At 69.5% G+C, this 25,328-nt stretch carries 27 protein-coding genes and 1 pseudogene; 11 read left to right on the top strand and 17 right to left on the bottom strand.

Annotated features, from left to right (window positions below; genetic code table 11):
* Positions 1 to 74: 74 nt before the first annotated feature.
* Together ACFYPR_RS29990 and ACFYPR_RS29985 are read right to left on the bottom strand one after the other, a co-directional pair.
* Entirely contained in the window at positions 75 to 671 is a 597-nt protein-coding gene (locus tag ACFYPR_RS29990) for a VanZ family protein (RefSeq protein ID WP_387263843.1), read from the bottom strand.
* Positions 672 to 815: 144 nt separating this feature from the next.
* Complete coding sequence (locus ACFYPR_RS29985) at positions 816 to 1,526, bottom strand: alpha/beta fold hydrolase (protein WP_387263840.1); 711 nt, start codon at positions 1,524 to 1,526, stop codon at positions 816 to 818.
* A 343-nt stretch (positions 1,527 to 1,869) separates the two neighbouring features.
* On the opposite strand from ACFYPR_RS29985, the gene ACFYPR_RS29980 reads away from it, so the two are divergent.
* Positions 1,870 to 3,384, top strand: coding sequence for a family 43 glycosylhydrolase (locus ACFYPR_RS29980; protein WP_387263838.1), 1,515 nt, complete (start codon positions 1,870 to 1,872; stop codon positions 3,382 to 3,384).
* Between the two features lie 99 nt (positions 3,385 to 3,483).
* Positions 3,484 to 4,527 carry an SMP-30/gluconolactonase/LRE family protein gene (locus tag ACFYPR_RS29975; protein ID WP_387263835.1) on the top strand — a complete coding sequence of 348 codons (1,044 nt, stop codon included), beginning with the start codon at positions 3,484 to 3,486 and terminating at the stop codon, positions 4,525 to 4,527.
* 59 nt (positions 4,528 to 4,586) lie between these two features.
* Here the strand turns inward: ACFYPR_RS29975 and ACFYPR_RS29970 are convergent, their stop codons facing one another.
* Positions 4,587 to 4,862, bottom strand: coding sequence for a hypothetical protein (locus tag ACFYPR_RS29970; RefSeq protein ID WP_387263833.1), 276 nt, complete (start codon positions 4,860 to 4,862; stop codon positions 4,587 to 4,589).
* Between the two features lie 488 nt (positions 4,863 to 5,350).
* Here ACFYPR_RS29970 and ACFYPR_RS29965 point away from each other — a divergent pair, with 488 nt between their 5' ends.
* The gene (locus ACFYPR_RS29965) at positions 5,351 to 5,542 is read left to right on the top strand and encodes a hypothetical protein (RefSeq protein WP_354855634.1); all 192 of its coding nucleotides are present in this window, start codon (positions 5,351 to 5,353) and stop codon (positions 5,540 to 5,542) included.
* Positions 5,543 to 5,613: 71 nt separating this feature from the next.
* Here the strand turns inward: ACFYPR_RS29965 and ACFYPR_RS29960 are convergent, their stop codons facing one another.
* The gene (locus tag ACFYPR_RS29960; protein ID WP_387263830.1) at positions 5,614 to 6,348 is read right to left on the bottom strand and encodes a cytidylate kinase family protein; all 735 of its coding nucleotides are present in this window, start codon (positions 6,346 to 6,348) and stop codon (positions 5,614 to 5,616) included.
* Between the two features lie 79 nt (positions 6,349 to 6,427).
* On the opposite strand from ACFYPR_RS29960, the gene ACFYPR_RS29955 reads away from it, so the two are divergent.
* Positions 6,428 to 7,288 carry an oxygenase MpaB family protein gene (locus ACFYPR_RS29955; protein ID WP_387183022.1) on the top strand — a complete coding sequence of 287 codons (861 nt, stop codon included), beginning with the start codon at positions 6,428 to 6,430 and terminating at the stop codon, positions 7,286 to 7,288.
* A 171-nt stretch (positions 7,289 to 7,459) separates the two neighbouring features.
* On the top strand, positions 7,460 to 9,307 hold the full coding sequence (locus ACFYPR_RS29950) for a glycoside hydrolase family 15 protein (protein WP_387263827.1): 1,848 nt from the start codon (positions 7,460 to 7,462) through the stop codon (positions 9,305 to 9,307).
* Positions 9,308 to 9,343: 36 nt separating this feature from the next.
* Here ACFYPR_RS29950 and ACFYPR_RS29945 read toward each other — a convergent pair whose 3' ends face one another.
* Genes ACFYPR_RS29945 through ACFYPR_RS29935 form a run of 3 tightly spaced genes read right to left on the bottom strand, consistent with a single transcriptional unit; the run spans position 9,344 to position 11,578 of the window.
* Positions 9,344 to 10,525 (bottom strand): aminotransferase class I/II-fold pyridoxal phosphate-dependent enzyme, encoded by a 1,182-nt coding sequence (locus ACFYPR_RS29945; protein WP_355065941.1) that lies wholly within the window; start codon positions 10,523 to 10,525, stop codon positions 9,344 to 9,346.
* 58 nt (positions 10,526 to 10,583) lie between these two features.
* The gene (locus tag ACFYPR_RS29940) at positions 10,584 to 10,802 is read right to left on the bottom strand and encodes an NAD(P)-binding domain-containing protein (RefSeq protein ID WP_387263824.1); all 219 of its coding nucleotides are present in this window, start codon (positions 10,800 to 10,802) and stop codon (positions 10,584 to 10,586) included.
* A 5-nt stretch (positions 10,803 to 10,807) separates the two neighbouring features.
* On the bottom strand, positions 10,808 to 11,578 hold the full coding sequence (locus ACFYPR_RS29935) for an MBL fold metallo-hydrolase (protein WP_355065938.1): 771 nt from the start codon (positions 11,576 to 11,578) through the stop codon (positions 10,808 to 10,810).
* Between the two features lie 254 nt (positions 11,579 to 11,832).
* Between ACFYPR_RS29935 and ACFYPR_RS29930 the strand changes: the two genes are divergently transcribed.
* Positions 11,833 to 12,441 (top strand): helix-turn-helix domain-containing protein, encoded by a 609-nt coding sequence (locus ACFYPR_RS29930; protein WP_354855640.1) that lies wholly within the window; start codon positions 11,833 to 11,835, stop codon positions 12,439 to 12,441.
* Between the two features lie 158 nt (positions 12,442 to 12,599).
* On the opposite strand, the gene ACFYPR_RS29925 is transcribed toward ACFYPR_RS29930, so the two are convergent.
* From ACFYPR_RS29925 to ACFYPR_RS29895, 7 genes are all read right to left on the bottom strand, one after another.
* Positions 12,600 to 14,039 carry a dihydrolipoyl dehydrogenase family protein gene (locus ACFYPR_RS29925; RefSeq protein WP_387263821.1) on the bottom strand — a complete coding sequence of 480 codons (1,440 nt, stop codon included), beginning with the start codon at positions 14,037 to 14,039 and terminating at the stop codon, positions 12,600 to 12,602.
* A 1-nt stretch (position 14,040) separates the two neighbouring features.
* Positions 14,041 to 14,598 carry a hypothetical protein gene (locus ACFYPR_RS29920; protein ID WP_355065935.1) on the bottom strand — a complete coding sequence of 186 codons (558 nt, stop codon included), beginning with the start codon at positions 14,596 to 14,598 and terminating at the stop codon, positions 14,041 to 14,043.
* Positions 14,599 to 14,673: 75 nt separating this feature from the next.
* Positions 14,674 to 14,973, bottom strand: a complete 300-nt coding sequence (locus tag ACFYPR_RS29915) for a hypothetical protein (RefSeq protein WP_387263818.1) — start codon at positions 14,971 to 14,973, stop codon at positions 14,674 to 14,676.
* A 343-nt stretch (positions 14,974 to 15,316) separates the two neighbouring features.
* Positions 15,317 to 16,552 (bottom strand): low temperature requirement protein A, encoded by a 1,236-nt coding sequence (locus ACFYPR_RS29910; protein ID WP_387263815.1) that lies wholly within the window; start codon positions 16,550 to 16,552, stop codon positions 15,317 to 15,319.
* Between the two features lie 143 nt (positions 16,553 to 16,695).
* Positions 16,696 to 16,989, bottom strand: coding sequence for a DUF1330 domain-containing protein (locus tag ACFYPR_RS29905; protein ID WP_354855645.1), 294 nt, complete (start codon positions 16,987 to 16,989; stop codon positions 16,696 to 16,698).
* A 235-nt stretch (positions 16,990 to 17,224) separates the two neighbouring features.
* Positions 17,225 to 17,575 carry a transposase family protein gene (locus ACFYPR_RS29900; RefSeq protein ID WP_355136564.1) on the bottom strand — a complete coding sequence of 117 codons (351 nt, stop codon included), beginning with the start codon at positions 17,573 to 17,575 and terminating at the stop codon, positions 17,225 to 17,227.
* 255 nt (positions 17,576 to 17,830) lie between these two features.
* Positions 17,831 to 18,283 (bottom strand): VOC family protein, encoded by a 453-nt coding sequence (locus ACFYPR_RS29895; protein ID WP_354855647.1) that lies wholly within the window; start codon positions 18,281 to 18,283, stop codon positions 17,831 to 17,833.
* A 744-nt stretch (positions 18,284 to 19,027) separates the two neighbouring features.
* On the opposite strand from ACFYPR_RS29895, the gene ACFYPR_RS29890 reads away from it, so the two are divergent.
* A complete protein-coding gene (locus ACFYPR_RS29890; protein ID WP_387263811.1) occupies positions 19,028 to 19,912 on the top strand; it encodes a UvrD-helicase domain-containing protein in 885 nt (294 codons plus the stop codon).
* An 86-nt stretch (positions 19,913 to 19,998) separates the two neighbouring features.
* Here ACFYPR_RS29890 and ACFYPR_RS29885 read toward each other — a convergent pair whose 3' ends face one another.
* Positions 19,999 to 20,238 carry a hypothetical protein gene (locus ACFYPR_RS29885; RefSeq protein ID WP_387263809.1) on the bottom strand — a complete coding sequence of 80 codons (240 nt, stop codon included), beginning with the start codon at positions 20,236 to 20,238 and terminating at the stop codon, positions 19,999 to 20,001.
* A 95-nt stretch (positions 20,239 to 20,333) separates the two neighbouring features.
* On the opposite strand from ACFYPR_RS29885, the gene ACFYPR_RS29880 reads away from it, so the two are divergent.
* The 4 genes from ACFYPR_RS29880 to ACFYPR_RS29865 all read left to right on the top strand — a co-directional run bounded on the left by ACFYPR_RS29880 (position 20,334) and on the right by ACFYPR_RS29865 (position 22,303).
* Complete coding sequence (locus tag ACFYPR_RS29880) at positions 20,334 to 20,708, top strand: hypothetical protein (protein ID WP_387263806.1); 375 nt, start codon at positions 20,334 to 20,336, stop codon at positions 20,706 to 20,708.
* Positions 20,709 to 20,901: 193 nt separating this feature from the next.
* Positions 20,902 to 21,249, top strand: coding sequence for an ArsR/SmtB family transcription factor (locus ACFYPR_RS29875; RefSeq protein WP_387263804.1), 348 nt, complete (start codon positions 20,902 to 20,904; stop codon positions 21,247 to 21,249).
* Entirely contained in the window at positions 21,246 to 21,728 is a 483-nt protein-coding gene (locus tag ACFYPR_RS29870; RefSeq protein ID WP_387263801.1) for an SRPBCC domain-containing protein, read from the top strand. Before ACFYPR_RS29875 ends, ACFYPR_RS29870 begins: the two co-directional genes overlap by 4 nt.
* Positions 21,729 to 21,739: 11 nt before the next feature.
* A complete protein-coding gene (locus ACFYPR_RS29865; RefSeq protein WP_354855652.1) occupies positions 21,740 to 22,303 on the top strand; it encodes a dihydrofolate reductase family protein in 564 nt (187 codons plus the stop codon).
* 120 nt (positions 22,304 to 22,423) lie between these two features.
* Here ACFYPR_RS29865 and ACFYPR_RS29860 read toward each other — a convergent pair whose 3' ends face one another.
* Both ACFYPR_RS29860 and ACFYPR_RS29855 read right to left on the bottom strand, forming a co-directional pair.
* Positions 22,424 to 24,370, bottom strand: coding sequence for a GTP-binding protein (locus tag ACFYPR_RS29860; RefSeq protein WP_387263797.1), 1,947 nt, complete (start codon positions 24,368 to 24,370; stop codon positions 22,424 to 22,426).
* 385 nt (positions 24,371 to 24,755) lie between these two features.
* Positions 24,756 to 24,939: pseudogene (locus ACFYPR_RS29855) on the bottom strand (ATP-binding cassette domain-containing protein); the annotation flags it as partial.
* Positions 24,940 to 25,328: the final 389 nt, after the last annotated feature.

Raw genomic sequence — 25,328 nt, 5'->3', positions numbered from 1 at the left:
CCCGGTGAGCGCACGGGGCCTGGACGTCGACGAAACCATCGCGCGCGAAGGCTCGCTGGGGCGGATCCCGGAGGTCAGCGTGGCGACGCCGTGACCGATCGCGGCCGATCCGACGCCGTGTCGGCCCTGCCGCGCCACCAGCGGCGCGCCGCGAGCGCGGCCAGCCCGGCGCCGGCGGCGTTGAGCAGTACATCGTCCACGGACGTCACCCGGTCCAACCGCAGGACGTACTGCGCGGCCTCGACCAGGACCGAGCAGCCCGCGGCGAGCGCCAGGATCCGTGGTACGGACGCCAGTGCCGCGAACCGCAGCGGAGCGAAGAATCCCAACGCCGCGAACACCAGGAGGTTGCCGACGACCTGACCCGTCAGTGTCAGCAGCCCTCCGTCGGAGAAGATGGTGAACAGGTCACGGAGCGGCACCAGGCTCAGCCGCCCGGGAACAGCACCCGCCCGGGAGCCCGGCAACATGATCATCCAGACCCACGGCAGCGTCCCGTACACGATGCCGACCTCGGCCAACGACGTTCGCCACGCCCACGGGGCGCCGTTCGCACGCCGACGGCGGGCCAGAGCCCACACCGCCAGCGCGGCCAACGGCAGTGCGGCCACCGTGATGAGCACGACGCCGGTGAACGAGCCGACCCAGCCGTGCCACCCCTCGATCACCACCCGGGCACCATAGCCGCCTTCCCACCGAGGCGTCGCCATGCGTCCACGACGAGCCGGGAGACGACCGGTCCCGGCGGTTGATCAGTCGCTGCGCCCGGCCCGGGTCGGCTCGCTACGACGTGACCCGCGCGTCGCGTCGGCCACTCAGGTGGCCCGGACCGCCTCGATGATCGACTCGGCGACCTCACCCGGCCGGGCCACCGCCATCGCGTGCGAGCCACCGACGATCTCGCGCTGGCCCCGCGGGGCGGCCCGCTCGGCCATGAACCGGTGCGCGGCGGCCGGGATGTTCATGTCGGCGTCGCCGAACACGAACCAGCTGGGCAGGGATCGCCAGGCGGGGTCGCCGGAGAGCCCGTCGCTCAGGGCCTGCTCGGTGATCGGCCGCTGGGTACGGGCCATCAGCGCGGCAAGGTCGCCCGACACGTCCGCGGCGAACTGCGCGTGATAGGCGTCCTGGCCGATCGCCACCTCGTTGCCGCCGGTCGACACCGGGTACTGCACCAGGGTGTCGGCGAGCGTGCTGCCGGGGAACTTCCCGGACAGCGACAGCGCCGATTCGCCGGTGTCCGGAGCAAAGGCGTTGACGTACACCAGGGCCCGCACCGTTGTGTCGCCCGCCGCGGCCTGCGTGATCACCATGCCGCCGTACGAATGACCGACGAGGACGACCGGGCCGCCGATCCCACGTACCACGTCCCGCACGTACGCGGCGTCGCCCGCGACGCTGCGCAGCGGGTTCGCGGCGGCCACCACGTTGTACGCGGCGCCCAGCCGCTCGATCACGCCGTTCCAGCTCGCCGACTCGGCGAACGCGCCGTGCACGAGGACGATGGTGGGCTCCGGATCGGGCATGACACGCGCTCCCTTGCTCCGTGACAGTGTTCATCCGCCGGCCACGCCGGCGTGCCTGATTACCCGTTCCGCGACCGCGAAACGTCCCGTTCCGCCGCACGTCGCGCTCGATCGTGGTGATCTGTCCGCCGCGTTGGATGCCATGGTCGGCACCGCCCTCTGCCGCAGCGTCCGGAACATCTTGACACTCATCGATGTTAGCGCCAACACTTAGGGCCGTTACGTGGGCGCAACGCGCTCGACATGATCCCGGCCCGCGGGCGTTCCTTCCCAGCGGGTGCCGCGGGTTGATCGCCGCTTTCGCGGCCGATCGGCTCTCGCGCACAGACGTCACGGAGGACAGATGCCGCTGCGACTCCACCGAGCCGATGCCGCCGCCGGCCGAGTCACCGGCCCGGGGCGTACCGGCCGCGGTGGCGCCCGACGCCCCCGATCGGTCCTGGCCGCGGTGCTGGTGGTGCTCGCCGTGTCGGCCGGCCTGCCGATGGCCGGGCCGGCGCACGCCGCAGCCGCCGTGAGCTACACCAACCCGCTGGCCAACCAGCGGGCCGATCCACACATCTTCCGGCACACCGACGGCTACTACTACCTGACCGCGACCGTGCCGCAGTACGACCGGATCGTGCTGCGGCGTGCGACCACCCTGCAAGGGTTGGCGACGGCCGCGGAGACGACGATCTGGAGCCGGCACACCAGCGGAGAGATGGGCGCCCACATCTGGGCGCCGGAGATCCACTTCATCAACAACCGGTGGTACGTCTACTTCGCCGCCGGCCGGACCGACGACGTGTGGCGCATCCGGATGTACGTGCTGGAGAACGCCAACGCGAATCCGCTGACCGGTTCGTGGATTGAACGCGGCCGGATCACGACACCCTGGGACACCTTCAGCCTGGACGCCTCGACCTTCGTGGCCAACGGCGTGCGCTACCTGACCTGGGCGCAGCAGGAGCCGGGCATCTCCACCAACTCGAACGTCTACCTCGCCCGGATGGGCGCCAACCCGTGGCAGATCACCGGCACCGTGACCCGACTCGTCGTGCCGACGTACGACTGGGAGACCCGCGGCTACCGGGTCGCCGAGGGCCCCGCGGTGATCCAGCGCAACGGCCGCCTCTTCCTGACCTACTCGGCCAGCGCCACCGACGCCAACTACTGCCTCGGGATGCTGAGCGCCTCCGCCACCGCGAACCTGCTCGACCCCGCCGCCTGGAGCAAGAGCCCCAACCCGGTGTTCACCAGCAGCGCGGCCACCGGCCAGTACGGTCCCGGTCACAATTCGTTCACCGTCTCCGAGGACGGGCAGAGCGACATCCTGGTCTATCACGACCGCAACTACCGGGACATCAGCGGCGATCCGCTCAACGACCCGAACCGACGGACCAGGGTGCAGAAGCTGTACTGGAACGCCGACGGCACCCCCAACTTCGGCATCCCGGTGCCCGACGGGGTTACCCCGGTCCGGCTGCGGTCGCACGACCTGACCACCAGCTACATCCGACACTACGACTACCGGGCCCGAGTCGAGCCGAACGTCACCAACCTCGCCGACAGCCAGTTCCGCATCGTCAGCGGCCTGGCCGGCGGCGGAACGGTGTCGCTGGAATCCACCAACTTCCCGGGCTACTACCTGCGTCACTACGGCTTCGCCCTGTCCATCGCGCGGAACGACGGCTCGTCGGTCTTCTCCAGCGACGCGAGCTTCCAGCGCCGGTCGGGCCTGGCGGACAGCGCCGGGCTCTCGTTGGAGTCGCAGAACTACCCGGGGCGCTACGTCCGCCACCGCGACGGTCTGCTCTACCTGGAGGCGGTCAGTTCGAGCGGCGAACGCGCCTCCGCCACCTTCCACCTGGAATAGCGGGACCGGGCCGGCTGCCCCACCAGCACCGTGCCCGCCCCGCGACCCCGAGATCGTCGGCCGGTCCTCGCGACCCGCCGACGCCGATTGGAGCATCCGATGATCCGGCGTCCCACCATCGCCGTCCTGGCCGGACTCTGCCTCGCGGCCAGCGCCGCCCCGCTGCCCGCCGCCGCACCTGTGAGCGCTCACACCACGGCCGCCGTCGCGCTCGCCGGCCCGCCCGGCACACCGCCCGGAGCGTGCCTGACGGGGGCCGGGTCCGGGTCACCGCTGCCGTCCAGCTCCGTGACGGCGACGAAGATCCGAAGCGGCTTCAACTTCCTTGAAGGACCCGTCTGGGTCGCCGACGGTGGTTATCTGCTCTTCTCCGACATGGCCGCCGGCACCGGGCCGTACAACGTGCAGCCGTCGACGATCCGCCGGTTCACCCCGCCGTCGACCTTCGACACGTTCATCGCCAACGCCGGCAGCAACGGTCTGGCGCTCAGCGCCGACGGCCAGCAGGTCATCGCGGCCACCCACGACCAGCGCAGCGTGTCCGCGTACCGGTTGAGCGACCGGAGCCGCAGCACCGTCGCGGCGAACTACCAGGGCCGGGCGTTCAACTCGCCCAACGACGTCGCGGTCCGGTCCGATGGCGTCACCTACTTCACCGACCCCAACTTCCAGCGCGGCAACCGCCCGGACCAGATGTCCGGTCGTACCAGCGTCTTCCGCGTCTCCAACGGGCAGGTGTCGCTGGTGGACGACCAGTTGCGCCAGCCCAACGGCATCGCGCTCTCGCCGGACGGATCCACGCTGTACGTGGGCGCCTACTCCGAGAACAAGATCTACAAGTACGCCGTCCAGCCCGATGGCACCACCGGCGCGCGCAGCGTGTTCGTGAACTACATCGGCGGTCCGGACGGCGTCACGATCGACTGCGCCGGCAACGTGTACTGGGCGTCGGGCTCGGACTCCCTGGTCCACGTCTACTCCCCCACGGGCACCCAGCTCGGCACGATCCGGCCCGGCTTCTCCGGGACGACAAACGTGGCCTTCGGTGGGCCCGATCGGCAGACCCTTTACATCACCTCGGGTGCGTGGGGCGACTCCGGCCTCTACAGCGTGCGGCTCAACGTCCCGGGCTATCCGTACTGAGGGCGGCCCGGAGGCGACCCCGACGCCCGGACCTGTCCATCAACACCCGGCGATACGGCTCAGGCCGTAACGCGACGGTTGGGAACCCTTTTCCGCCCCGGTTGCCCGATCGTGACGGGTGCCGGGGCGGATCGCAGCCCCTCCTCCATGACGAAGATCGACCGTCGCGCCACCGCGTCGCCTCGATCGTCGAGCTGGTACCCATCGAGCCAGACCCACCCGTCGTAGGTGATCCAATCGAGTACGCGGATCACGCGGAACCGGATGGGGCGGATGAACTGCACGCTGGCTTCTCGCCCCACGATCAACAAGTCGCCGGCCTTCATGCGAGCCATCCGAGGAACCTGCGGTACACAGCGTCGGTGGGAGCCCAGGACATGTCCAGCGCGGCTGCCACCAGGTGCGATCCCATGTAAGTCCGGAGACCCACCGGCGACGTGGCGTACTCCCCCAGCAGTTCCACCCGGCGTATGGCACATGGCCAGGGGCGGTCACACGCCTCGCACAGCCACAGCGGGAGGACCGGTCCGTGCGCGGTCATCGGCTCTCACCTGGCCAGTGACCCCGGTTGGTCGGAACCTTGTGCCTGGCTCGACAGGGCAGCTCATTCCCGCACTTGCAGACGTTGCGCCACTTGATCCACGACCACACCGGCTTATGTCTGCGAGCCAGGGTCAGGGCAACGGCCGTCAGATATTCCGCAAAAGTGACGCGTCGGGTATTCACCTATCGCATCACAAGGGGTTGTACGAGGGCAACCCCTAAAGGCGTTGTTCCACCCTGTATGGCCTCGTTCAATTCGCAGGGCTCATACCGTCAGATTGTGGAGCTGCTTGGGCTGGATGAGATCCGCGACTTGCTTGGCGGGATCAGCAAGCAGCGTGCCACGATCATCGTGGGCCGCAAGGGATTCCCTGACCCCCTCGCCACCTTGAGCATGGGCCGCGTCTGGGATGGCAAGGCTGTTCGATCCTGGATCGCCAAGAACCGCCCCAGCCCGACGGACGAGGACTGACGCAAACTCGGGCCAGACCGGGGCACGTCTGTCAGATCACCAGCGGCTCGGCGCCGCCGCCGTCAAGTCAACTATCGGCGTGGTGCCGGCGTAGGACTTGACCGACTGTGCGGGCGCTCAGAGCGGCTCGCGAACCGGTCCAGCGTCTCCCAGACCGGCTGCCGGGGGTCGTCGTTGTGCACGATGATGTCGGCATGATCGGTCGGGCGGACCGTCGCGTCGTAGAGCTGCTGGGAGGGGATGTAAAGCTCCCGCCAGCGCCGTTCGACGTCGGCCCGGGATGACACCCGGCTCTCTCGGACCACGGCACGATCCACCGTCGCCTCGAGCGCGACCGACACGAAGACGCGCAGGTCCCACCGGTCGATCAGTTCCGGGCGCATGAGGAAGACGCCGTCGAAGAGCAGCACCGCGTCGGTCGAGGCGGTCGCGACCGGCGGGGACACCACGGTGTCCGTGGTGGAGTCGTAGACCGCGTGTTGGAAGCGTCGGTCTCCGTCCGGGCCGAGCGGATCCAGCAGAACCCGGTTCAGCGCCTCGTGGTCGTGGGTGTCGAAGTAGCAGCCTTCGGCCGAGTACTCGCCGCGCGGATAGCGCTGTGCCCGGGGGAAGAGAAAGTCGTCGATCGTCGCGCGGATGACGTCGCGGCCCTGTGCGCGCAGGACGACGGCCAGCTCGTCGGCGAGGGTGGTCTTGCCGGCGGCGGGCGGTCCGTCGATGGCGACCCGCGTCGGGTGTGCGACGGCGACGGACCCGACCGCTTCGGCCAGGCGGCCGAGCACCTCGTCGCGGGCGCCGTGCGCCATGCCCACCCCGCCCGTCTGTGTTCCAAACTGGAGCGAGCTTACACTCACGTTCCGTGCCGATGTCTGGAGAGGCCCGCCGATGAGAGGCCGCTACGACAACCTGAAGCGGACCCGCACGCTGGAACCGCAGCGTGACTACCTGGACATCTACCAGACCATGCTGCGCCGCGAGTTCCCCTGGGACATGAAGCTCGGGCTCAACCTCGCCTTCAACCGGTCCTTCTCCATCCCCGCCATCGCCGCCGTGCACACCGCCACCGGCGAGCTGACCGACCGCACCCAGAAGCGCATCGACGACACCGGCCTGTTGATGTACGAGATGGTGCTCAACGGCTTCGACCAACCCCGTGGCCGCGACGCGCTGCGGCGCGTCAACCAGATCCACCGCCCGTACGACATCGGCAACGACGACTTCCGCTACGTCCTCGGCTGCCTGGTCGTGATTCCGACGCGCTGGTTGCAGGAGTACGGCTGGCGCCCGCCCTGCTGCCACGAGCGGCAGGCGACGTATCTGTTCTACCGGGAGCTGGGCCGGCGGATGGGCATCACGGACATCCCCGGGTCGTACGCCGAGTTCGAGTCCTGGTTCGACGCGCACGACGAGGTTCACCTGCAGCCCAACGACGAGGCGGCGGCCATCGAGCGGGCGACCCGGATGTTGCTGCTCACGCGGCTCCCCCGGCTGCTCGCACCGCTGGGAGACGCGCTGGTCAGCGCCATGTACGACGCGCCGCTGCGACGCGCGACGCGGGTCGACGCGCCGCCGTGGCCAGTCCGGGCCGGCCTGCACGTGGCGCTGAAGACGCGCTCGCGGCTGCAGCGGTGGTGCGGGTCGCCACGGACGACACCGCTGTTCGCCGAGGGCATGAGAGCCAGGAGCTACCCCGACGGGTACGAGATCAGCCACCTCGGCCCGCACCACGACCCCGCCCCTGAGTAGCACGCCGCCGCCCAGGGGGTCAGGCCGCCCTGGCGAGAGGGGTGGCTTCCCGTGTCCCAGGGCCCGAGATCCCCTGCCCGCACGACAGGGTGGCTGAACGTGAATCTCGCCTGAGCCGACAGTTCTCCCCCTAGGTTCGATGCGCAGGACGCAGCCAAACCGGGGAGAGACGTGGACAGCTATCCGGCGATCGAGGATCACGGACTCATCGGCGACCTGCAGACCGCCGCGCTGGTGACGTGTGACGGCACGGTCGACTGGTTCTGCGCGCCGCGCTTCGACTCGCCGAGCATCTTCGCGGCCCTGCTGGACAAGGACAAGGGCGGCTACTTCCGCATCGCGCCACACGACGTCCGGTACGTCACCAAACAGCTCTACCTCCCCGGCACGCCCATCCTGATCACCCGGTTCATCAGCGCGGACGGCGTGGCCGAGGTGATGGACTTCATGCCGGTGACGGGCGAGCGGGTCACCGACGTGCACCGCCTGGTCCGCATCGTCACCATGGTCCGCGGCAGCATGCGCTTCCGCGTGGAGTGCCGGCCGCGATTCGACTACGCCCGGGAAGCGCATCAGCTGGAGCGCTACCGCAACGGCTACGTCTTTCGCAGCCGGTCGGCGACGCTGACGTTCAACCCGGTGGACCCCACTGGCCGGTTGATCTCCGAACGCGGCGAGATCCGCCTTGAGGGCGACGACCTCGTCGGGTACGGCACCCTGAACGAGGGCGACACCGGCGGCGTGGTCCTGGAGACCGCCGGCACCGAGCCGCGCGTCATCCCGGCGGAGGAGATCCAGGGCGTGTTCGAGTGGACCCGGGACTACTGGCGGCGCTGGGTCGAACGCTCCCGCTACACCGGCCGGTGGCGGGAGATGGTCGAGCGCTCCGCCATCACGCTGAAACTCATGACGTACGCCCCGACCGGCGCGATGATCGCCGCGCCCACGGCGGCGCTGCCCGAGCTGGTCGGCGGAACCCGCAACTGGGACTACCGCTACACCTGGGTACGCGACACGTCGTTCTCGGTGCACGCGCTGCTCGGGCTCGGTTTCACCGAGGAGGTCAGCCGGTACATGACGTGGCTGGACGAGCGGATCCGCGAAGCCGGCGACCACCAGGATCCCCTGAAGCTCATGTACCGGGTGGACGGCTCCTCCGACCTGCACGAGGAGGTTCTCGAGCATCTGGAGGGCTACCGCGGCTCGCGGCCGGTGCGGATCGGCAACGGCGCCGCCGACCAGCTTCAGCTCGACATCCACGGCGAGGCGCTCTACGCCATGCACCTCGCCGACGAACAGGGCATCCGCGTCTCGCACCAGGTGTGGAAGAGCACCGTCCGGCTCGTCGACTGGCTCTGCCACAACTGGGATCAGCGCGACGCCGGCATCTGGGAGAGCCGCCACCACCCCCGCAACTACACCTTCGGGCGGGTGATGTCCTGGGTGGCGCTGGACCGGGCCATCCGGCTCGCCACCCGCACCGGCCGGCCCGGGGACATGACCTGCTGGACCGAGCAGCGCAACCGGATCTACGACCAGGTCATGGCCCGCGGATACAACCGGGAGCGCGGCACCTTCGTGCAGGCGTACGACGAGAGCGTGCTGGACGCGGCGCTGCTCGCCATGCCCTCCGTCGGTTTCGTCACGCCGAGCGACCCACTGTGGCAGTCCACCCTGGAGGCGATCGAACGCGAACTGGTCTCCGACAGCCTGGTCCACCGGTACGACCCGGTCCACTCCCCCGACGGTCTCCCCGGCCATGAGGGCACCTTCAACATGTGCACCTTCTGGTACGTCGAGGCGCTGGCCCGGTCCGGTCGCCTCGACGACGCCCGACTCACGTTCGAGAAGATGTTCACCTTCAGCAACCACCTCGGCCTCTACGCCGAGGAGATCGCCGTGACCGGGGAGCAGATCGGCAACTACCCCCAGGCGTTCAGCCACCTGTCGCTGATCAACTCCGCGCTGACACTCAACGACCTGCTCGACACCGAGGCCGAGGCCCGCAACCGCCGGTAGCACGGGCACCCTCCGGTCGGCCGCGTCGCGGGTGGCCTATCCCGCGACGGCGAGGGCCATTCGGCGTACCGCCTCGGTGATCAACTCCGGCGCGGTGGCCAGATTCAGCCGGACGTGACCGCCGCCCCCGGTGCCGAAGGCCGTACCGGAGTTGAGCGCCACCCGGCCGCGGTCGAGGAACACGGCCGCGGGGTCGTCACCGAGGCCCAGCGCGCGGCAGTCGAGCCAGGCGAGATAGGTGGCCTGACCGGGCTCGTAGCCGATGGCGGGCAGATGCTCGGCGAGCAGCGCCGCGAGGAGCCGACGGTTGTCGTCCAGGCCGGTCAACAGGGCGTCGAGCCACTCGCCGCCGTCGCGGAAGGCGGCGGTGTGAGCGATCACGCCGAGGTGGCTGGTGCTGACACTGGCCCCGAACGGAACGCGGGCGAGGTCTCCCGCCGCGGCCGGGCCGGCGATCAGCAGCGCACCGCGCAGGCCGGCCAGGTTCCACCCCTTGGAGGCGGACATCAGCGACAGGCCGTTCTCGGCGCCCGGCACCGAGAGGTACGGCACGAAGCGCGCTCCCCCGAGCACCACCGGAGCGTGGATCTCGTCGGCGATCACCCGCACCCCGTGCCGCTCGGCCAGGTGGGCGACGGCGGCCAACTCGTCCGCGGTGTGCAGGACGCCGGTCGGGTTGTGCGGGCTGCACAGCAGGTACGCCGCCGGCCGCCCACCGGAACGAGCCTGCCGGAACGCGTCCTGAAGCGTGCCGAGGTCGATCCGCAGGTCCCCGCCGAGCGGTGCCTCCACGATCCGGCGGCCGGCGTGCGCCACGAACTCGTAGAACGGTGGGTAGACCGGGCAGTTGACGACCACCGCGTCCCCCGGCTCGGTGACCAACCCCAACGCCTCGACGACGCCGTGCATCACGTCGGGCACCAGCGCCGTACGTTCCACCGCCAGCCCGTCCCAACCCCACCGCCGCCGGGCGAACTCCGCCAGCGCCTGCGGGTACGCCGTGCCGGCGGTGTAACCGGTGTCGCCGCGCGCGACAGCGTCGGTGATCGCGGTGGCGACCGGCTCGGCCAACGGCACGTCCATCTCGGCCACCCAGAGCGGCAGCACGTCGTCGGGGTACTCCCGCCACTTGAGGCTCGTCCGTTGCCGGAGCTGGTCGATCGTGAACTGACGAAGGGGATTCACCGCGTCGCGCGGAGGGTTCAGCACGCCACTCATGGCCAAAGCCTATTCGGCGAGCCCGCAGCGCGCCGGACCCCTTTCACGGTGCGACGAACTACGCGCTGTCGCGCCCTCGACCTCGGATGACCGTCCCAGCCGCGTCGAACACTCCCGGAAGGTCGTCGGCCGCGCGCGCTCCGGCGGCGACAAGCTCCGCGACGGGCCCGGGCGTACGTGCCCAGACGACCACGTCGACGCCCGCGTTGACGAGGTTCGTCGCCACGGGCACGCCCATGATGCCGAGCCCGATGAATCCCACCGTACGAGCACTCATCCCGGCTACCTGCTTCCGGTCGTCACCGGATCTGGTGTGCCGAGCAGGACGGTGAGGCCTTCTTCGGCCGCCAGCACAGGCCCGTCGAACTCCAGCTGTGCGGCGGCCACTGCGGCTGCCCGGTCGTTGCCCGGCCAGAAGTGGGTGAGCAGCAGGCGGCGGGCGCCCGCCCGGCGAGCCCAGTGACCGGCCTCGGTGGAGGTCATCAGATGGCGGGTGGGTCGGTCGGTCTCGCCGTCGCGGTCGGTGGCCTCGACGATGAACAGATCGGCGTCGCGGCCGAGCTCGGCCAGCACGGGGGTCGGGCCGGTGTCCCCGGAGTAGGCCACCGCTGTCCCGTCGGCCTCGATCCGAATGCCCGCATTGGGCACGTGGTGCGGAAGGGACAGTCCGGTCAGGTCGAAGGGTCCCACCCGGTAGGTGCCGGGCAGCGGATGCACGTCGAAGACCGCGTGCAGGTCGACGTCCGGCTCCAGGCCGCTGATCCGGTCGAGCACGCCCGGCGGGCAGTACAACGCCAGCCGTGGTTCAGCAGAGGATCCGTAGAACCGCATCCGGAACAGTCCGTGCAGGTCGACGCAGTGATCGGGGTGCTCATGGGTGATGACGACAGCGTCGACCGCACCGTCTGGCCAGTGCCCGAGCAGCCGCGGCAGCGTGGCGTAGCCCAGGTCGAGCACCAGGCGGTAGCCGTCCCAGTCCACCGCGAAACCGCTACAGGCACGGCCCGGCTCGGGGAAGGCGCCAGAGGAGCCCAGCACGGTGACCCGTCGCATCCGCACAGAGTGCCAGACCGCCAGCCACGAGAGGCCGCACTGCCCACCGCCGGCGATACGCAGACCGGGCCGACAAGGACGGTCAACGGAGCATTTCCCCGGCAATACGCGTCAGCCCGCGATCCCGGCTCCGGCTTGCCGCATCCAGAATCCCGCATCGACGAGGGCGCCGTCAGTGGGATCGACGAACGGAGGGCCTCGTCCAATATCGCAGGCACAGATCAGACCGAACGTTCTGTCGCTAAGATGGTGGGATGACGCGCGACGAACCCGATGCCCGGCCCTCTGAGGCACGGCTCAGGCTTCTCCGCACGGCGATCAGAATCTTCTACGCGGAGGGCATTCACTCCGTCGGCGTCGACCGGATCATCGCCGAGGCGAAGGTGACCAGGGCCACGTTCTACCGGCACTTCCCCAGCAAGGACGACCTCATCCTGGCCTACCTACGTAAGGTGCATCAGCTGGAGCGCGGCATGGTCGACGAGGCCATCGCCGCCAACCGATCGCCGGTCGATCCACTCCTGGCCATCGCGGGTTCCATCGCTCAGAACATCCAGTCCCCCGGGTTTCGCGGGTGCGCCTTTCTGAACGCCGCAGCGGAATACCCCGACACGAACCATCCCGTGCACCAAGAACTCACGGCCCACCGGCAATGGTTCCTGGACACCATCACCATGCTCATGGCACAGGTCCACGAAGAAACGGCGGATCCCGCGGCACGCCACTTCGTCATGCTCCGGGACGGCGCCATGGCAGCCGGATGCCTTTCCGACCCCACGTTGGTGTCCGAGACCTTCCTGCGCGGTGTCGAAGGACTCCTCAGGATCAACTCGGAGCGTCAGTCGGCAGAGTCGGCCCGCTAGTCCTCGCGCGACCGTTGCCGCACGACGTCGAGCTGGGCCACCCCCGGTGAGGGGATGACCCAGCTCCTTCGTGTTGCCACCACCGGTTGAGCCCGTTCGTGAGCCTCGTCGCAACGGGTGCCCGGCCGGCGGTGGCGAGCACGGCCGAACGGCTCGGGTCAGCGGCCGTACGCCTCGAGCAGACGTAGCCAGACCTCGCTGACGGTCGGGTACGCGGGAACGGCGTGCCACAGCCGCTCCAGGGGGACCTCACCGACGACGGCGATCGTCGCGGCATGGAGCAGTTCCGCGACGTCCGGGCCGACGAGGGTGAAGCCGACGATGACCCGCCGGTCCTCGTCCACGACCATCCGGGCATGCCCCTGGTAGCCGTCGGCATGCAGCGCGGACCCGGCGACGGCGGCCAGGTCGTAGTCGACGACCCGGGTCCGCAGCCCGGCGGCCTCGGCGGCGGCTGCGGTCAGCCCCACCGACGCGACCTCCGGGTCGGTGAAGACGACCTGCGGCACGGCGCGCGCGTCGGCGGTGGCGACGTGCCGACCCCACGGGCGTTCGTCTGGCGCTTCGCCCCTGGCCCGCGCCACGATCACGTCGCCCACCGCTCGAGCCTGGTACTTGCCCTGGTGGGTCAGGAGCACCCGCCGGTTGACGTCCCCGGCCGCGTACAGCCATCCGTCGCCGATCAACGCGCCGGCACCGTCGACCACTCGCAGGGTGTCGTCGACCGTGAGCCAGGCGCCCGGCTTCAGGCCGATCCGGTCGAGGCCGACGTCGTGCGTGTTCGGCGTACGGCCGATCGCAACGAGGATTTCGTCGGCCTCGACCTGGTCGCCGTCGGTGAGCGTGATGTGCACCGTGCCGTCGCCGTCGCGGCTCACCGAGGTGGCCTCGGCACCGAGTTGGACGGACACGCCGGCTTCTCGCAGGGACTGCGTGACCCGCTCGCCGACGAACGGCTCCGCCAGCGTGAGCACTCCGTCCCGCGCGAGGACCGTCACCGACGATCCGAGGCCGGCGTACGCCGTCGCCATCTCCGCGGCCACCACGCCACCACCGATGATGGCGAGCCGGCCGGGAACCTCGCTCGCGGCGGCGGCCTCACGGCTGGTCCACGGCGCCGCCTCATGCAGGCCGGCGATGTCCGGCACCAGCGCGCTACTTCCGGTCGCGATGACGACCGCGTGTCGGGCGGTGAGCGAGGTCGGGGCGCCGTCCGCGCCGGTCACCTCGACGAACCGGTCGGAGCTGATCCGCCCCTGGCCCCGATACAGCGCGATCCCCGCCGAATTCAGCCAGGACACCTGGCCGTCGTCCTTCCAGTGCGAGGCGAAGGAGTCCCGGCGGCGCAGCACGGCCGCCGCGTCCAGATCGCCGGTCACCGCCTCGCGCGCTCCGGGCAGCTGACGAGCCGCCCGGAGCGCCGTCTGGCTGCGCAGCAACGCCTTGGTCGGCATGCAGGCCCAGTACGAGCACTCACCACCCACCAGTTCCCGCTCGACGATCGCGGCGGTCAGGCCGCCCCGCACGACGCGGTCGGCGACGTTCTCCCCCACCGGCTCCGCGCCGATGACAATGACGTCGTACGTGGCGTTCTGCACGTCAGTTCCCCTTCGCGGCGCGGCCGAGGCGGATGGCTGCGATGAGGAAGAAGATAGCGCCGGGGATGGCGTAGCCGATCGCGTTGGTCAGCGCCGGGTTGTCCGCGGAGGCAGCCGCGAAGAACGATCCACCGGCAATGACGGAGATGCCACCGCTAATGATCATCGGCCACTGGCCACCCATCTTGCGGCGGGTGACGCCCACGATCAGCTGAACCAGCCCGGCCACGACCGCCCAGGCGCCCCAGACACGCAGGACCGCCGGGATGCCGGACGCGCCGGCGATGCCCAGGCCCACCGCGGCGAGCAGGCTGATCGCGACGTTCACGTACAGCAGGGTGGGCGATCCGGTGGCCCGCGACGCGCGGACATCGACGATGGCGGCGGCCACGTCGAACAGCGGGTAGAGCACGAGCAGCGCGACGGTGAGGGGGTTGAGGTGCTGGGCGAGTGGAAACGTCACGGCAGCCCAGACGATTGCGAAGGCGAAGCGGCCGAAATACAACCGCCGCAAGGCAGCGGCCGTCGTCGAGATGCCGGGAACGGCAAGGGTGGTCATGGTCATCCTCTCGGTGATTCCGGAGCGGAGGGACGCCCAGCGGGTGCGGGCCACCGCCGGGACAAGACGGCGGTGCTACTCGATGTTGGAGAACAGCCCCGTGATCTCCACCTGCACGCCCTGGAGCCCACCGAAGACGGCGCCGGCAGCGGGCGTCGCGACCGCGGCGGAGGCGTCCTCGTAGCTGGCGAAGTACAGGTCGAGCGTCCGGTACGCGGGAGTAGGCGTGCCGTCCTTCTTCGGCCACACCTTGGCTGACTCGACCCGCTGAACCTTCGGGAATGTCTCCGCGGCCCGACGCACGTCGGCGTAGACCTTCTCGAACTCGGCAGGGTCGGCGGGATTACCGATAACGAGGGTGATCTTGGTAGGCATGGCGCTCTCCTTCAGGGACAGCCGCGCACCCGGCTGCGCCAGGTGGAACGAACGTTCTGTCCCTGAGAACCGTACCGACCGACACTTCCGCCGTCAAGACCGACCGTTCTATCTGGCCACTATTGATCGAGTGGGGCTCGCCACTACCCGTGACAGCAGCGCAGGTGCGGCATCCGCGCCCGGTGCGTGCCACGCCGGGCGATTACCCGGCGACACGGGTCATCGCGGCGATCGACCGCCTCGCCTCCGCTTCGGCCGTGGCGGTGTTGGACACGGAGATCGCGTCAGCCGCCGTCCTCGCCACGTGGTTCCGCCCGCGCAGCAGGTGCGCAGGACCGCCGCGTCACGCCTCGGAGTCGCGATCTCCGGACGTCTCCCGTCCGATCGGCGAGGCGGGACCCTCCAGCGGCTGCCCCCGGCTTCGCAGCGCGTCGAGTAGCGCGACCAGGGCCAGCACTCCGGCCACCACGCTCAGCCCGGCCATCGGCGTCCAACGGGCCAACGCCGGCGTGAACAGCAGCAGGGCCACCAAGCCGATCATGGGGGGTCGGGAAACCCGGCCGAAGACCTCGTACTCCAGCCGCATACGGGCGACGAGGAAGAGCATCGGACCGCCCACCACGAACAGCAGCCAACTGGGCCGCGGCTGCCCGAACGGATGATCGATCACCAGCTCGTAGCCGACCGCCGTGACGAGCACGCTTAGCACGATCAACAGATGCGTCCGTTCCAACACCGCGCCCAGCCGGCCCGGCATACCCGCTCGGCCGAACGCCTGCGTCAACAGCAAACCGGCGCGGTAGAAGTAGATCCGCCAGAGCAGCGCGCTGGTGACGAACGCGACCGCGAAGGCGGCGGCCCGCTCCGCGGAATAGTCCGCGCCGCTGAAGACCACGCCGATAACCAGAATCGACTCACCGAGTGCGATGAGAAACATCTGTTGATAACGGTCCGCGAGATGGGTCCCCTCGATCCGCCACCGACCTACTTTCGACACCCCGAGCCACGGCAGCGGCCAGCCCAGGGCCCAGGCGAGGTAGTCGACGGCGAGTGCGGCAGCCCACAGCGGCAGGCGGAGTCGGTCCGGGCCCAGCGCGCCGGCCAGCCACAGCGGCGCGCTCGCCGAGGCCCACACGGCAAGTCGGATCGGCACCAGCCGTCGCGGGTGGCCACGCAGCGCGGCGGCGATCACCACTGGCCGCACCACCATCACCATCAGGTACGCGGCCGTGAACGGGAGCGCTCGCTCCTCCATGGCGCGTGGCAACGTCACCGCCATGATCAGGCCGGCGAACATGGTGCCGACCACGACGGCTTGAATGATCGGTTGCTCTGGTTCGTAGCGACTGGTGATCCAGGCGGTGTGCGACCAGACCAGCCAGAGCGCCAGAAAGAGCAGCAGGGTACGTCCGAACCCGGTGACGAGCGCCCAGCCAGTGTCATCGCTCAAGGTGGCGAATCGTTGCGAGACCCGGGTGAGGGCAACGACGAAGGCCAGATCGAAGAACAGCTCCAGGAAAGTGGCACGGCCCGAACTGGTGGGAGGGCGCAGCAGCTCGGCACCCCGCCCCGCCGCCATCGTCCGCCTCCGTCCGCCCCGTGTCACCAACGAGCCGGTCGCCAGAGGAGTTGCGTCAGCCCTCATCCCGCCGCAACGACGCCTGGCAAGCGCAGGAGTCGTTCAGAAAGGTGAAATCGCTGGCGTTGGCGCGGTCGCCCCGGTCAGTCGATGCCTTCGATGATGCGGAAGTCGCGCTCGACGCCGTCGGAGAGGGCGACCAGCGCCTCCTGGTAGGCCTCGCTCTCGTGTGCCGCGACGGCCTGTTCGAAGCTGTCGAACTCGATCAGGACGGTGCGCTCGGCGATTCCGGCGTCGTGTGCGACGACTCGACCGCCGCGGGAGAGGACCCGCCCGCCCCCGGCCTGGACGGCTGGAGCGGCCAGCTTGTTGTAGGCAGTCAGCTTCTCAGGGTCTGAAATGGTGCGGTAGGCACTGACCCAGTAGCCCTTGGCCACGGAACCTCCAGTGTTCTTTCCACGATCGGCTGACGGGCTTGACCCGTTTCGAGGGACAGGGGCGCTGCGGTGTCAGGCTACCCGCCGGGCCGTACCGAGTGGGTCGCGGTGGCTACACAGGCCGCTGGCTGAGGTAGCCCAGGCTGCGGCCGAAGGCGTCCGTGCCGTAAAACTCCTGCGAGATCAGATGACCCTCGGACTGTCAATGAACGAATCGAGATTGATTGAGGTGATCTCAGCGGGAATCGGGCAGGTATCGGTGTTCGAAATGGGTCAATACGAGGCTGGCGCGGACGATGTCGCCGACGTCGAGGATCACGTGGGACCAGCCCTCGTCCGCGACCCGCCGCAGGGCGGTGTGTAGGTCCGGGGCCTGAGCGGACAGGACCGTGATGGCCTCGGCGATGTAGCGGTACGCCGTGGCCCTCGACACGGCGAATCCAGCGCCGAGCAGGGTCTTGTCCCCGCCTTTGCGGAACCAGACCAGCGCCATCAGCGCCTGACGAAAGCAGGTCATCGCCCTGGTGCCCTTTCGGGTGCCGCGGGCGCGGCGTTCGGTGGCCAGCAGCCGGGCAAGGTGATGCACGAGTTCCCTTGGGGACGTCGAGCATGGCACGATAAGCGATCACGTGGAGTCCTGACTGGTGAAGTAGATCTTGGCAGACTTTCTTCTACCGAGGACTCCACGCCGAGTCCAGCACCGTCCGCTCTGGACGGTTGGTTCCGTGTCGACCCATTTCCGGACTCCAGCTCCGGCATTGACACTTCGCTAAAGAGCTGGCCAGACCGCAGGCCATGCCGCCGTACGCGATCCTGCGTCGCATTCGAAGGGCCGGCCCAATCAGCGTGGGAACGGACCCAGAGGTGACTTGTCGCCTACTGACCACTTGTGGCCGAACGGGTCCGTGAAGCCACCTTGACGGTGCGTCCCCCAGGGCACGTGGTGATCCTCGATTCCCGCTCCGGCGATCGCGCCCGCGGCCACGGCGCGCTCGATAAAGGTGTCGGGATCATCGCCGAACACCTCAATGCGGGTGCTCGTGACCCCCGCCTGGCCGGGACTGGTCTCTGTGGGGTTCTCGGGATTGACCTCATGGAGGAAGAAGGCCGCGCCACTGATTTCAAGGCCGGCGACGCCACCAAGGTTCCACAGCTCTGTCGCGCCCAGCGCAGCCTTGTACCAGGCGACCGCAGCGTCAGCATCCGGGACGATCAGCATCACAGAGATCACTGATGGCGAAGCGGACACCGTGTCGCCGGACGGCACGGAACGATCTCTCAGTTCCTCAGTCATACCCACAGCATGCCCGATGTCACCAGCAGCGTCTCTCCAGTCCGGCCCACGGCCAGACTCCACCAGCCCCGAAGACGAGCAGCTCGCGAAGCGTCAGTGCCGTCCAACCCTTTGCTGAGATCACTTCATTGAGGGCACACGCGAACCCGAACTGCAAGGTATTGAGATTCCCCTCCCTGCCGGCGGATTTCCTGGCCGATGACGGAAACACAAACCTATGCTTGCCGCCGACCGCACTGCGGCTCGTCCGGGCCGAGGGACACCCATACAAGGACTTGCGAATGCGCCGGAAGTCTGCTCTGAACAACGGCACTGCTGGCGTCAGCGAACCACCGACCTCTACCGCGGAGGGCGTCGCGCGCCGATCCGCGATAGCGAGGAACAGGCGTTTCTCGACGTGGCCACGGCCCGGCGCGACAAGCTGGTCGACCAGCTACAGGTCGAGCTTTCGTCGGAGGCGCTGGACGCATTGGCGCTGGCCCGGCAGCGCATGCTCCGCCAGCAGTTCGACGAGCTCCAGCGAGCAGAGGAAGGGCTGGTCTTCGGCCGCCTCGACGGTCTTGACGGCACCGTGTGCGCCACGTCGGCCGTGTCGGTCTCCGCGACGACGGCGAGGGCAGCGAGCCAGTGCTGGTGGACTGGCGCGCTCCCGCAGCTCGGCCGTTCTACACCGCGACGGCTGTCGACCCACAGGGTCAGGCACGGCGCCGACACATCCGTACGACGGGATCGGTCGTCGTCGGCGTGGACGACGAGCCTCTGGACGGAACCACGACGGCGGAACTCGTCGGCGAAGGCGCTCTCCTGGCCGCCCTCGACCAGCGGCGCACCGGTCGCATGTCGACAGCGATCTCCACGCTGCAACGCGAACAGGACGACATCGTCCGGGCGGAGGCGACCGGCCCACTGATCGTTCAGGGCGGTCCCGGCACCGGCAAGACCGTTGTCGCCCTGCACCGCGTCGCGTACCTGCTGTTCACCCACCGCAAGATGGCCGACCAGGCGGTCCTGGTTCTGGGCCCCTCGCCGCGGTTCCTCAAGTACATCGCCCAGGTGCTACCCGCGCTCGGTGAGACCGCCGTCGTCTCGGCGACCTGCGACACCCTGCTGACCGACGTTCAGGTGGGCCGCGACGAGAGCCGGCCTCTCGCCGAGATCAAGGGCCGCGCCCTCTGGCAGCCCGCGCTCGAAAACTACGTCACGTCGCTGCTTCCCCGGCCCCGCGAGCTGAAGCTGCGCTGGGAGGGCGAGTTCTACGTCATCGCAGCCACAACTGTGGCGCACGCCCTCGCCTCGGCGGTGCAGGGACGCCCCTACCACCGCGCCCGCGCGGCGTTCGCCGAGCAGTTGCATCACCTACTCGCCGATGTCGTCGCCGAGCAGCGCGAGGCGCTGATGGACGAGATGGAGGAGGGCTTCGAGGACATCCTCGCTCGCGTCGACAGGGACATGGGGAATGACCACCACTCCGCCCGGACGTCCACCGGCAGTGACATCGACGGGTTGCTCTCCGAGGAGGAGACCGAACAGTTGCGCGATGTCGTATCGCCGAGGACGCCACCATCGCCCGGTTCATCGAGGCATGGTGGCCCACCCTCGACCCGGAAACCCTGCTGGGTGATCTCCTGACCGACCGCACCCTGCTGGCCCGGTTCGCCCCGCAGCTGTCCCCCGAGGAGATCACCGCCGTCGCGGCCGAGCCCGCCGGATGGGCATCAAGCGACATTCCCCTGCTCGACACCATTGCCGACCTGCTCGGCGAGGTCGACGCCCCGCAACCACAGGGCGAGTTCGTTGCCGACCGCGCTCGCCGGCAGCGTGGCTGGGTGTACGGCCACGTCGTCATCGACGAGGCGCAGGAGCTGTCCGAGATGCAGTGGCAGATGGTTCTGCGGCGCTGTCCCAGCCGCTCCATCACCGCCGTCGGTGACATCGACCAGGCGGAGGCAGCCCACCGGCACACCAGCTGGGCACAAGCGGTGCGGGCCGTTTTCGGAAACGCTGGACCGCCGCGGAACTCACCATCTGCTACCGGACCCCGCGCGAGGTCATGGACCTCACCGAACCGGTCTTGAAGAAGGCTGGCAGCCACAACAGGCCGCCACGGGCGGTACGCTCCTCCGGCATCGCCCCCTGGGAGCTCACGGTCGCACCCGCTGATCTTGCTGGTGCTGCCGCCGAAGCAGTGCGGCAGCTGCAGCAGCGGTGGCACGGCGGCACGGTCGGCGTCATCGCTCCCGCCGACCGCATCGCCGAACTCCTGGCCGTGCTGAGTGATGTGCCAGTGCTCACCGCGACCCAGTCCAAGGGATTGGAATGGGACGCGACGCTCCTCATTGACCCCAGGGCATCGCCGCTGAGCCGCGCGGTTGGAACGGCCTCTACGTCGCGCTCACCCGATGCACCCAGGAACTCGGACAGCTGATCCTCACGCAGGAGTCGCCACCTCTACTGAAGGGGCTGTCCGCGTCCGGCGTACGTCAGCGCTGGTGGCGGGAGCCGAGGCCGGCCCAGGCGAACGAATCCGTTGACAACATCATCGGCACCTCAATACGCTTAACAGGTTCGTTAAGTGAAGGGAGGCGGTTCGGGTGGGTGGCACCGATCAGCTCAGCGCGGTGTTCTCGGCGCTCGCCGACCCGACTCGACGCGCGATCCTCGCCGAGCTGGCCGAACGCGACGCCACGGTCACCGATCTGACCGCTTCTTTCTCCATCTCGATGCCAGCGGTGTCCCGGCACCTGAAGGTGCTCGAACGCGCCGCGCTCATCTCGCGATCGCGGTCGGGCAAGTGGCGCGAGAGCCGCCTCGAGGCTGCCCCGCTGCGCGAGGCGGCCGACTGGATCGAGCACTACCGGCGGTTCTGGGACTCGTCCCTCAGCCGCCTCGATGCCCACCTTGCCGCGATGCAGGCCGCCGGACGGGCAACGGATCAGATGGCCGACGACTCCCGGGAGCTCGAATGAACGCCGAAACTCCGCAGCTCGTCATCTCTCGCGTGTTCGACGCGCCACGGGAGCTCGTCTACCAAGCCTTCATCGACCCTGACCACCTGGCGGCGTGGTGGGGCCCGATCGGCAACTCACTACCGCGCGACGAGATCGAGTTCGACGTACGCCCCGGGGGCTTTCAACGGTGGACGGAGATCAATGCGGCCACACCCGACCTTCGCGTCCACGTCCACGTCGACCTCACCGACGTCGCCGACGGCGAACTGCTCGAAGGCGTCATGCACGTCAGTGGCCGGCTGCAGGAGGGCATCGAGCCGTTCGAGACGAGGTTGCGGGTCGAGTTCCACGACGAATCCGACGGGCGGACGCGACTGGAGATCCGCCAGTGGCTGCCCGAGCACCTGACACAGCCCAGCGAGGAGGGTTGGCGCCAGGCGTTCACCAAGCTGGACGCCGCGTTGGCGAATGTCCAGGTCCTTGCAGCTGATCATTGAGGGGTAGAGGCATGGCGAAGCTGATCTACGTGAACAACGTATCGCTTGACGGCTACATCGAGGACGAAAGCGGCGCGTTCAACTGGTTGCCGATGGACGATGAGCTATTCGTGCTCTACACCGACCTCCTGCGGTCCGTGGGCACGTTCCTCTACGGCCGGCGCCTGTACGAATCGATGGCCCACTGGGAGACCAACCCGGCTCTGGCCGCGCAGTCTGACCTCACGGCCGACTTCGCGAGCGTCTGGAAGGCGGCGAACAAAGTCGTCTACTCGACGACCCTCGCCGCGGTGTCAACTGCCGACACCCGACTCGAACGCCGTTTCGACCCCGCCGCGGTACACGAACTGAAGGCGACGGCCAGCAGCGATCTCACCGTAGGAGGTGCCAACCTCGCGGCGCAGGCTTTCAAGGCCGGGCTGGTCGACGAGTGCCAGCTGTTCATCTGGCCCGTTGTCGTCGGCGGGGGCAAGCCAGGGCTGCCGACCGGCACACGCACCGACCTTGAGCTGATCGATCAGCGCCGATTCCGAAACGGCGTCGTACACCTCCGCTACCGCCCTCTCGGGCAGTGAACGACAGCCCTGCCCGATCGCCGGCGCTGGCATCACCGGCGGAGCGCTGACGACCGGTTCGGCGGAGGGTTTCCACAGGCCCTGACCTGTGGAAACCCGCTCGCGGTCGGAACGGCCGGCCTACCGCGGTACGGCACGGAACCACGCCTCCCGGTCGCCCGGGTCCGGTCCGCGCCGGGGCAAGGTCGGCGGGTCCTCGCCGGTGACCGGCGCGTAGTGGTCGAAGGTCGTGGTCAGGACAGCCTCCCCGCCGGTGAGGTCGGGAAGAGCGGCGACGACCTGCGGCACCCGGGAGGACGGCAGGGTGCCGCTCACCTCGAGGTAACCGCCGGCGACGGCGGTCTCGTGGACCACCCCTCCCCGCCTGACGAGCAGCGCCAGCACCGCCTCCACCGCGTGCTGGGGAAGGTTGACGTCGAACCGCTCGATCGGCTGGCACACCCGGGCACCGGCTTGGCGCAGCGCCGCGGCGACCACGACCGGGGCGAGGTTGCGGAAGTCCGCCGCCACGGTCGAGATGGACTTGTCGAACTTCTGATGCGGCCTGCTCTGTCGCGGGAGGTACCGGGAGGCCGTCATGGTTACCACACAGTCGGTGACCGGCCAGCCGTGCCGACCCTGCCGCAGCGCGGCCCGCACGCCCTCCTCCGTGGCGGCGACGAATGCCGGTGGCAGCCGGCCGGGTTCGACACCGGGACGAAAGTCGATGCCGTGCCCGACCGGGGCGGCCTCGATCCGTAGCCCGAGCCCGGCCAGGTACGGGTTGCCGCGCTCGTGCACCCGCTCCTCGAAGGCTCCGGTGCCAACGACCCGCTCGATGCAGGCCGTCAGCGTGCCGGAGAAGCGCACCCGGACGCCGTACCGGTCCTCTAGGAGGGCGGCCAGCACCTCCTTCTGGACCTCCCCGTGCAGACGGATCACCGCCTCCGCCTGCTGCTCGTCGAGCCGCAGGTCCACCAGCGGGTCCTCGTCGGCCAGCTCGGCCAGGCCGGCGAACATCGCCAGGCGCTGCTCCGGATTCACCGGCTCGACGACCGCCTGCCGGGTGGGCGGCGGAAACCGATAGCCGTGCCGCCGAGGCGGGTCCCCGATGTGCTGGCCGATCCGGGCCGAGACGCCACGCACCGCGGCAATCTGACCGGCGGACACCGAGGGGCGCACCAGCACGCCTTCGGGCTCGATGACGGCGATCTGGGTCACCGTCTGCGGGCGGGCCCCGGCCAGCTGCACCCGATCTCGCACCCGCAGACGGCCGGACCACAATCGCAGCCAGGCCCGCCGGCCGTGGCCGTCCCGATCGACGGCGAAGACCGTGCCCGCCAGCGGCCCGTCCCGCTGCTCGCCACGCGGCAGCAGGTCGGCGAGGAGGTGGCACAGTTGCCGTACCCCTGCTCCGGTGATCGCCGAACCGCACGCCACCGGGGTGAGCTCGGCGCGGCGCACCGCGTTCCGGATCGCACGGCGGACGTCGCGGATGCGTACCGGCTCGTCTGTCAGCCACCGCGCCGCCACCGCGTCGTCGACCTCCGCCACCGCCTCCAGCACCGGTTCGGCGTCGAGGCCGACGGCCCGCACCCGGACGTCGCGCCCGCTCTGGCCGGTGACCGTGGTGAGCAGGACCGGACGCGCCCCGAGCCGCTGGCGTACCTGGGTCAGCACCCGGTCGACGTCGGCGCCGCGGCGGTCCACTTTGTTCAGGAAGAAGACCGTCGGTACACCGATGCGGCGCAGCGCCCGCCAGATGGCGACGGTCTGCGGCTGGACCCCCTCGACGCTCGACACCACGAGCACGGCGGCGTCGAGCACTGCCAGCGACCGCTCGACCTCCGCGATGAAATCCGGATGGCCGGGGGTGTCCAGCAGGTTGATGCTCAGATCACCGATGGCGATCGACGTGACGGCCGCCCGAATGGTGATGCCGCGCCGGCGCTCCAGCTCCATCGAGTCGGTCCGTGTCGTGCCGGCGTCGACGCTGCCCAACTGGGACACGGCGCCTGCCTCGTAGAGCAGGCGCTCGGTCAGGCTGGTCTTGCCGGCGTCAACATGGGCGACGATTCCAAGGTTCAACAATGCCAAGGCAGAACTCCACGGTAGGACGGTCAAGGGTCCGGAACGTGGAAGCTGCTCGCATTGTCACTCCTCGTCATGGTCGTTGTGGCCGACGTGCTCCACCGGGGTGCAGCGGTGCGGCGTCTTGAGGTTCGCACGTCCGCTGCGACCGCCGCCACCGAATTCGATCGCGGACGGCACCGCCACGGTCGGCCCCGCGCATCAGGCCGTGTCGACCCGCCACAACCCCTGGCGTCGCCGTGCCGCCGCCTGGGCGTCGGCACTCGGGTGGACCGCTACCCCGTACCATCGGGCATCAGGTAGAGCGGCTGTCGTGGCGTGGGCGGCGACAATCAGGGCAGGGCACGACGCCGTGCCGGCGACGCGAGCTTCCCGGCGTACCGACGTTTCGCAGCAACTCCAGAACCCGTTTGCTGGATCGGGTGTCCAGCGCGCCGGTCGGCTCGTCCGCTGCCCACCATGTCCGGACGGGTGATCAGCGCGCGGGCGACCGCGACTCGCTGCTGCTGGCCGCCGGAGAGTTCGCTGGGGCGCCGCCCGCCGTACTCGCTGATGCCGACAGTCGCCGTTCACCCCGACCTACCGCAGGCTGAGCGAGGACCCCCGCTGGACCACGCACGCGCTGGCCGGCGGCCACAACCTCATGCGCGACGCCCCGGACGAGCTGGCGAGGATCCTGAGCGACGTCGCCGCGTCCCGCTGATCGGCGCCTCCGCCGGCGCCGCCGGGAGACGCTCGCCGAGGCGTACCGCTGGAGTCCCCCAGAGCACCAGCGCGCCCAGGCCCGCACCCGATCCGCCGGCGCGGACCCGGCGACCTGCTGCGTCGACCGTACGGCAGAGCCCAGCTGCGGGCGACCTAAGGGGCCGGCTGCAGACCCGTGAACGGGAAGATCCACTCCGGGTGGGCTGCGGAGATCACCTGCACACAGGCATCCTCGATGATCGTCCTTACC

The organism is Micromonospora sp. NPDC005254, from assembly GCF_042872525.1.
GTDB lineage: Bacteria > Actinomycetota > Actinomycetes > Mycobacteriales > Micromonosporaceae > Micromonospora.
This window is presented reverse-complemented; position numbering and strand designations above follow the sequence as displayed.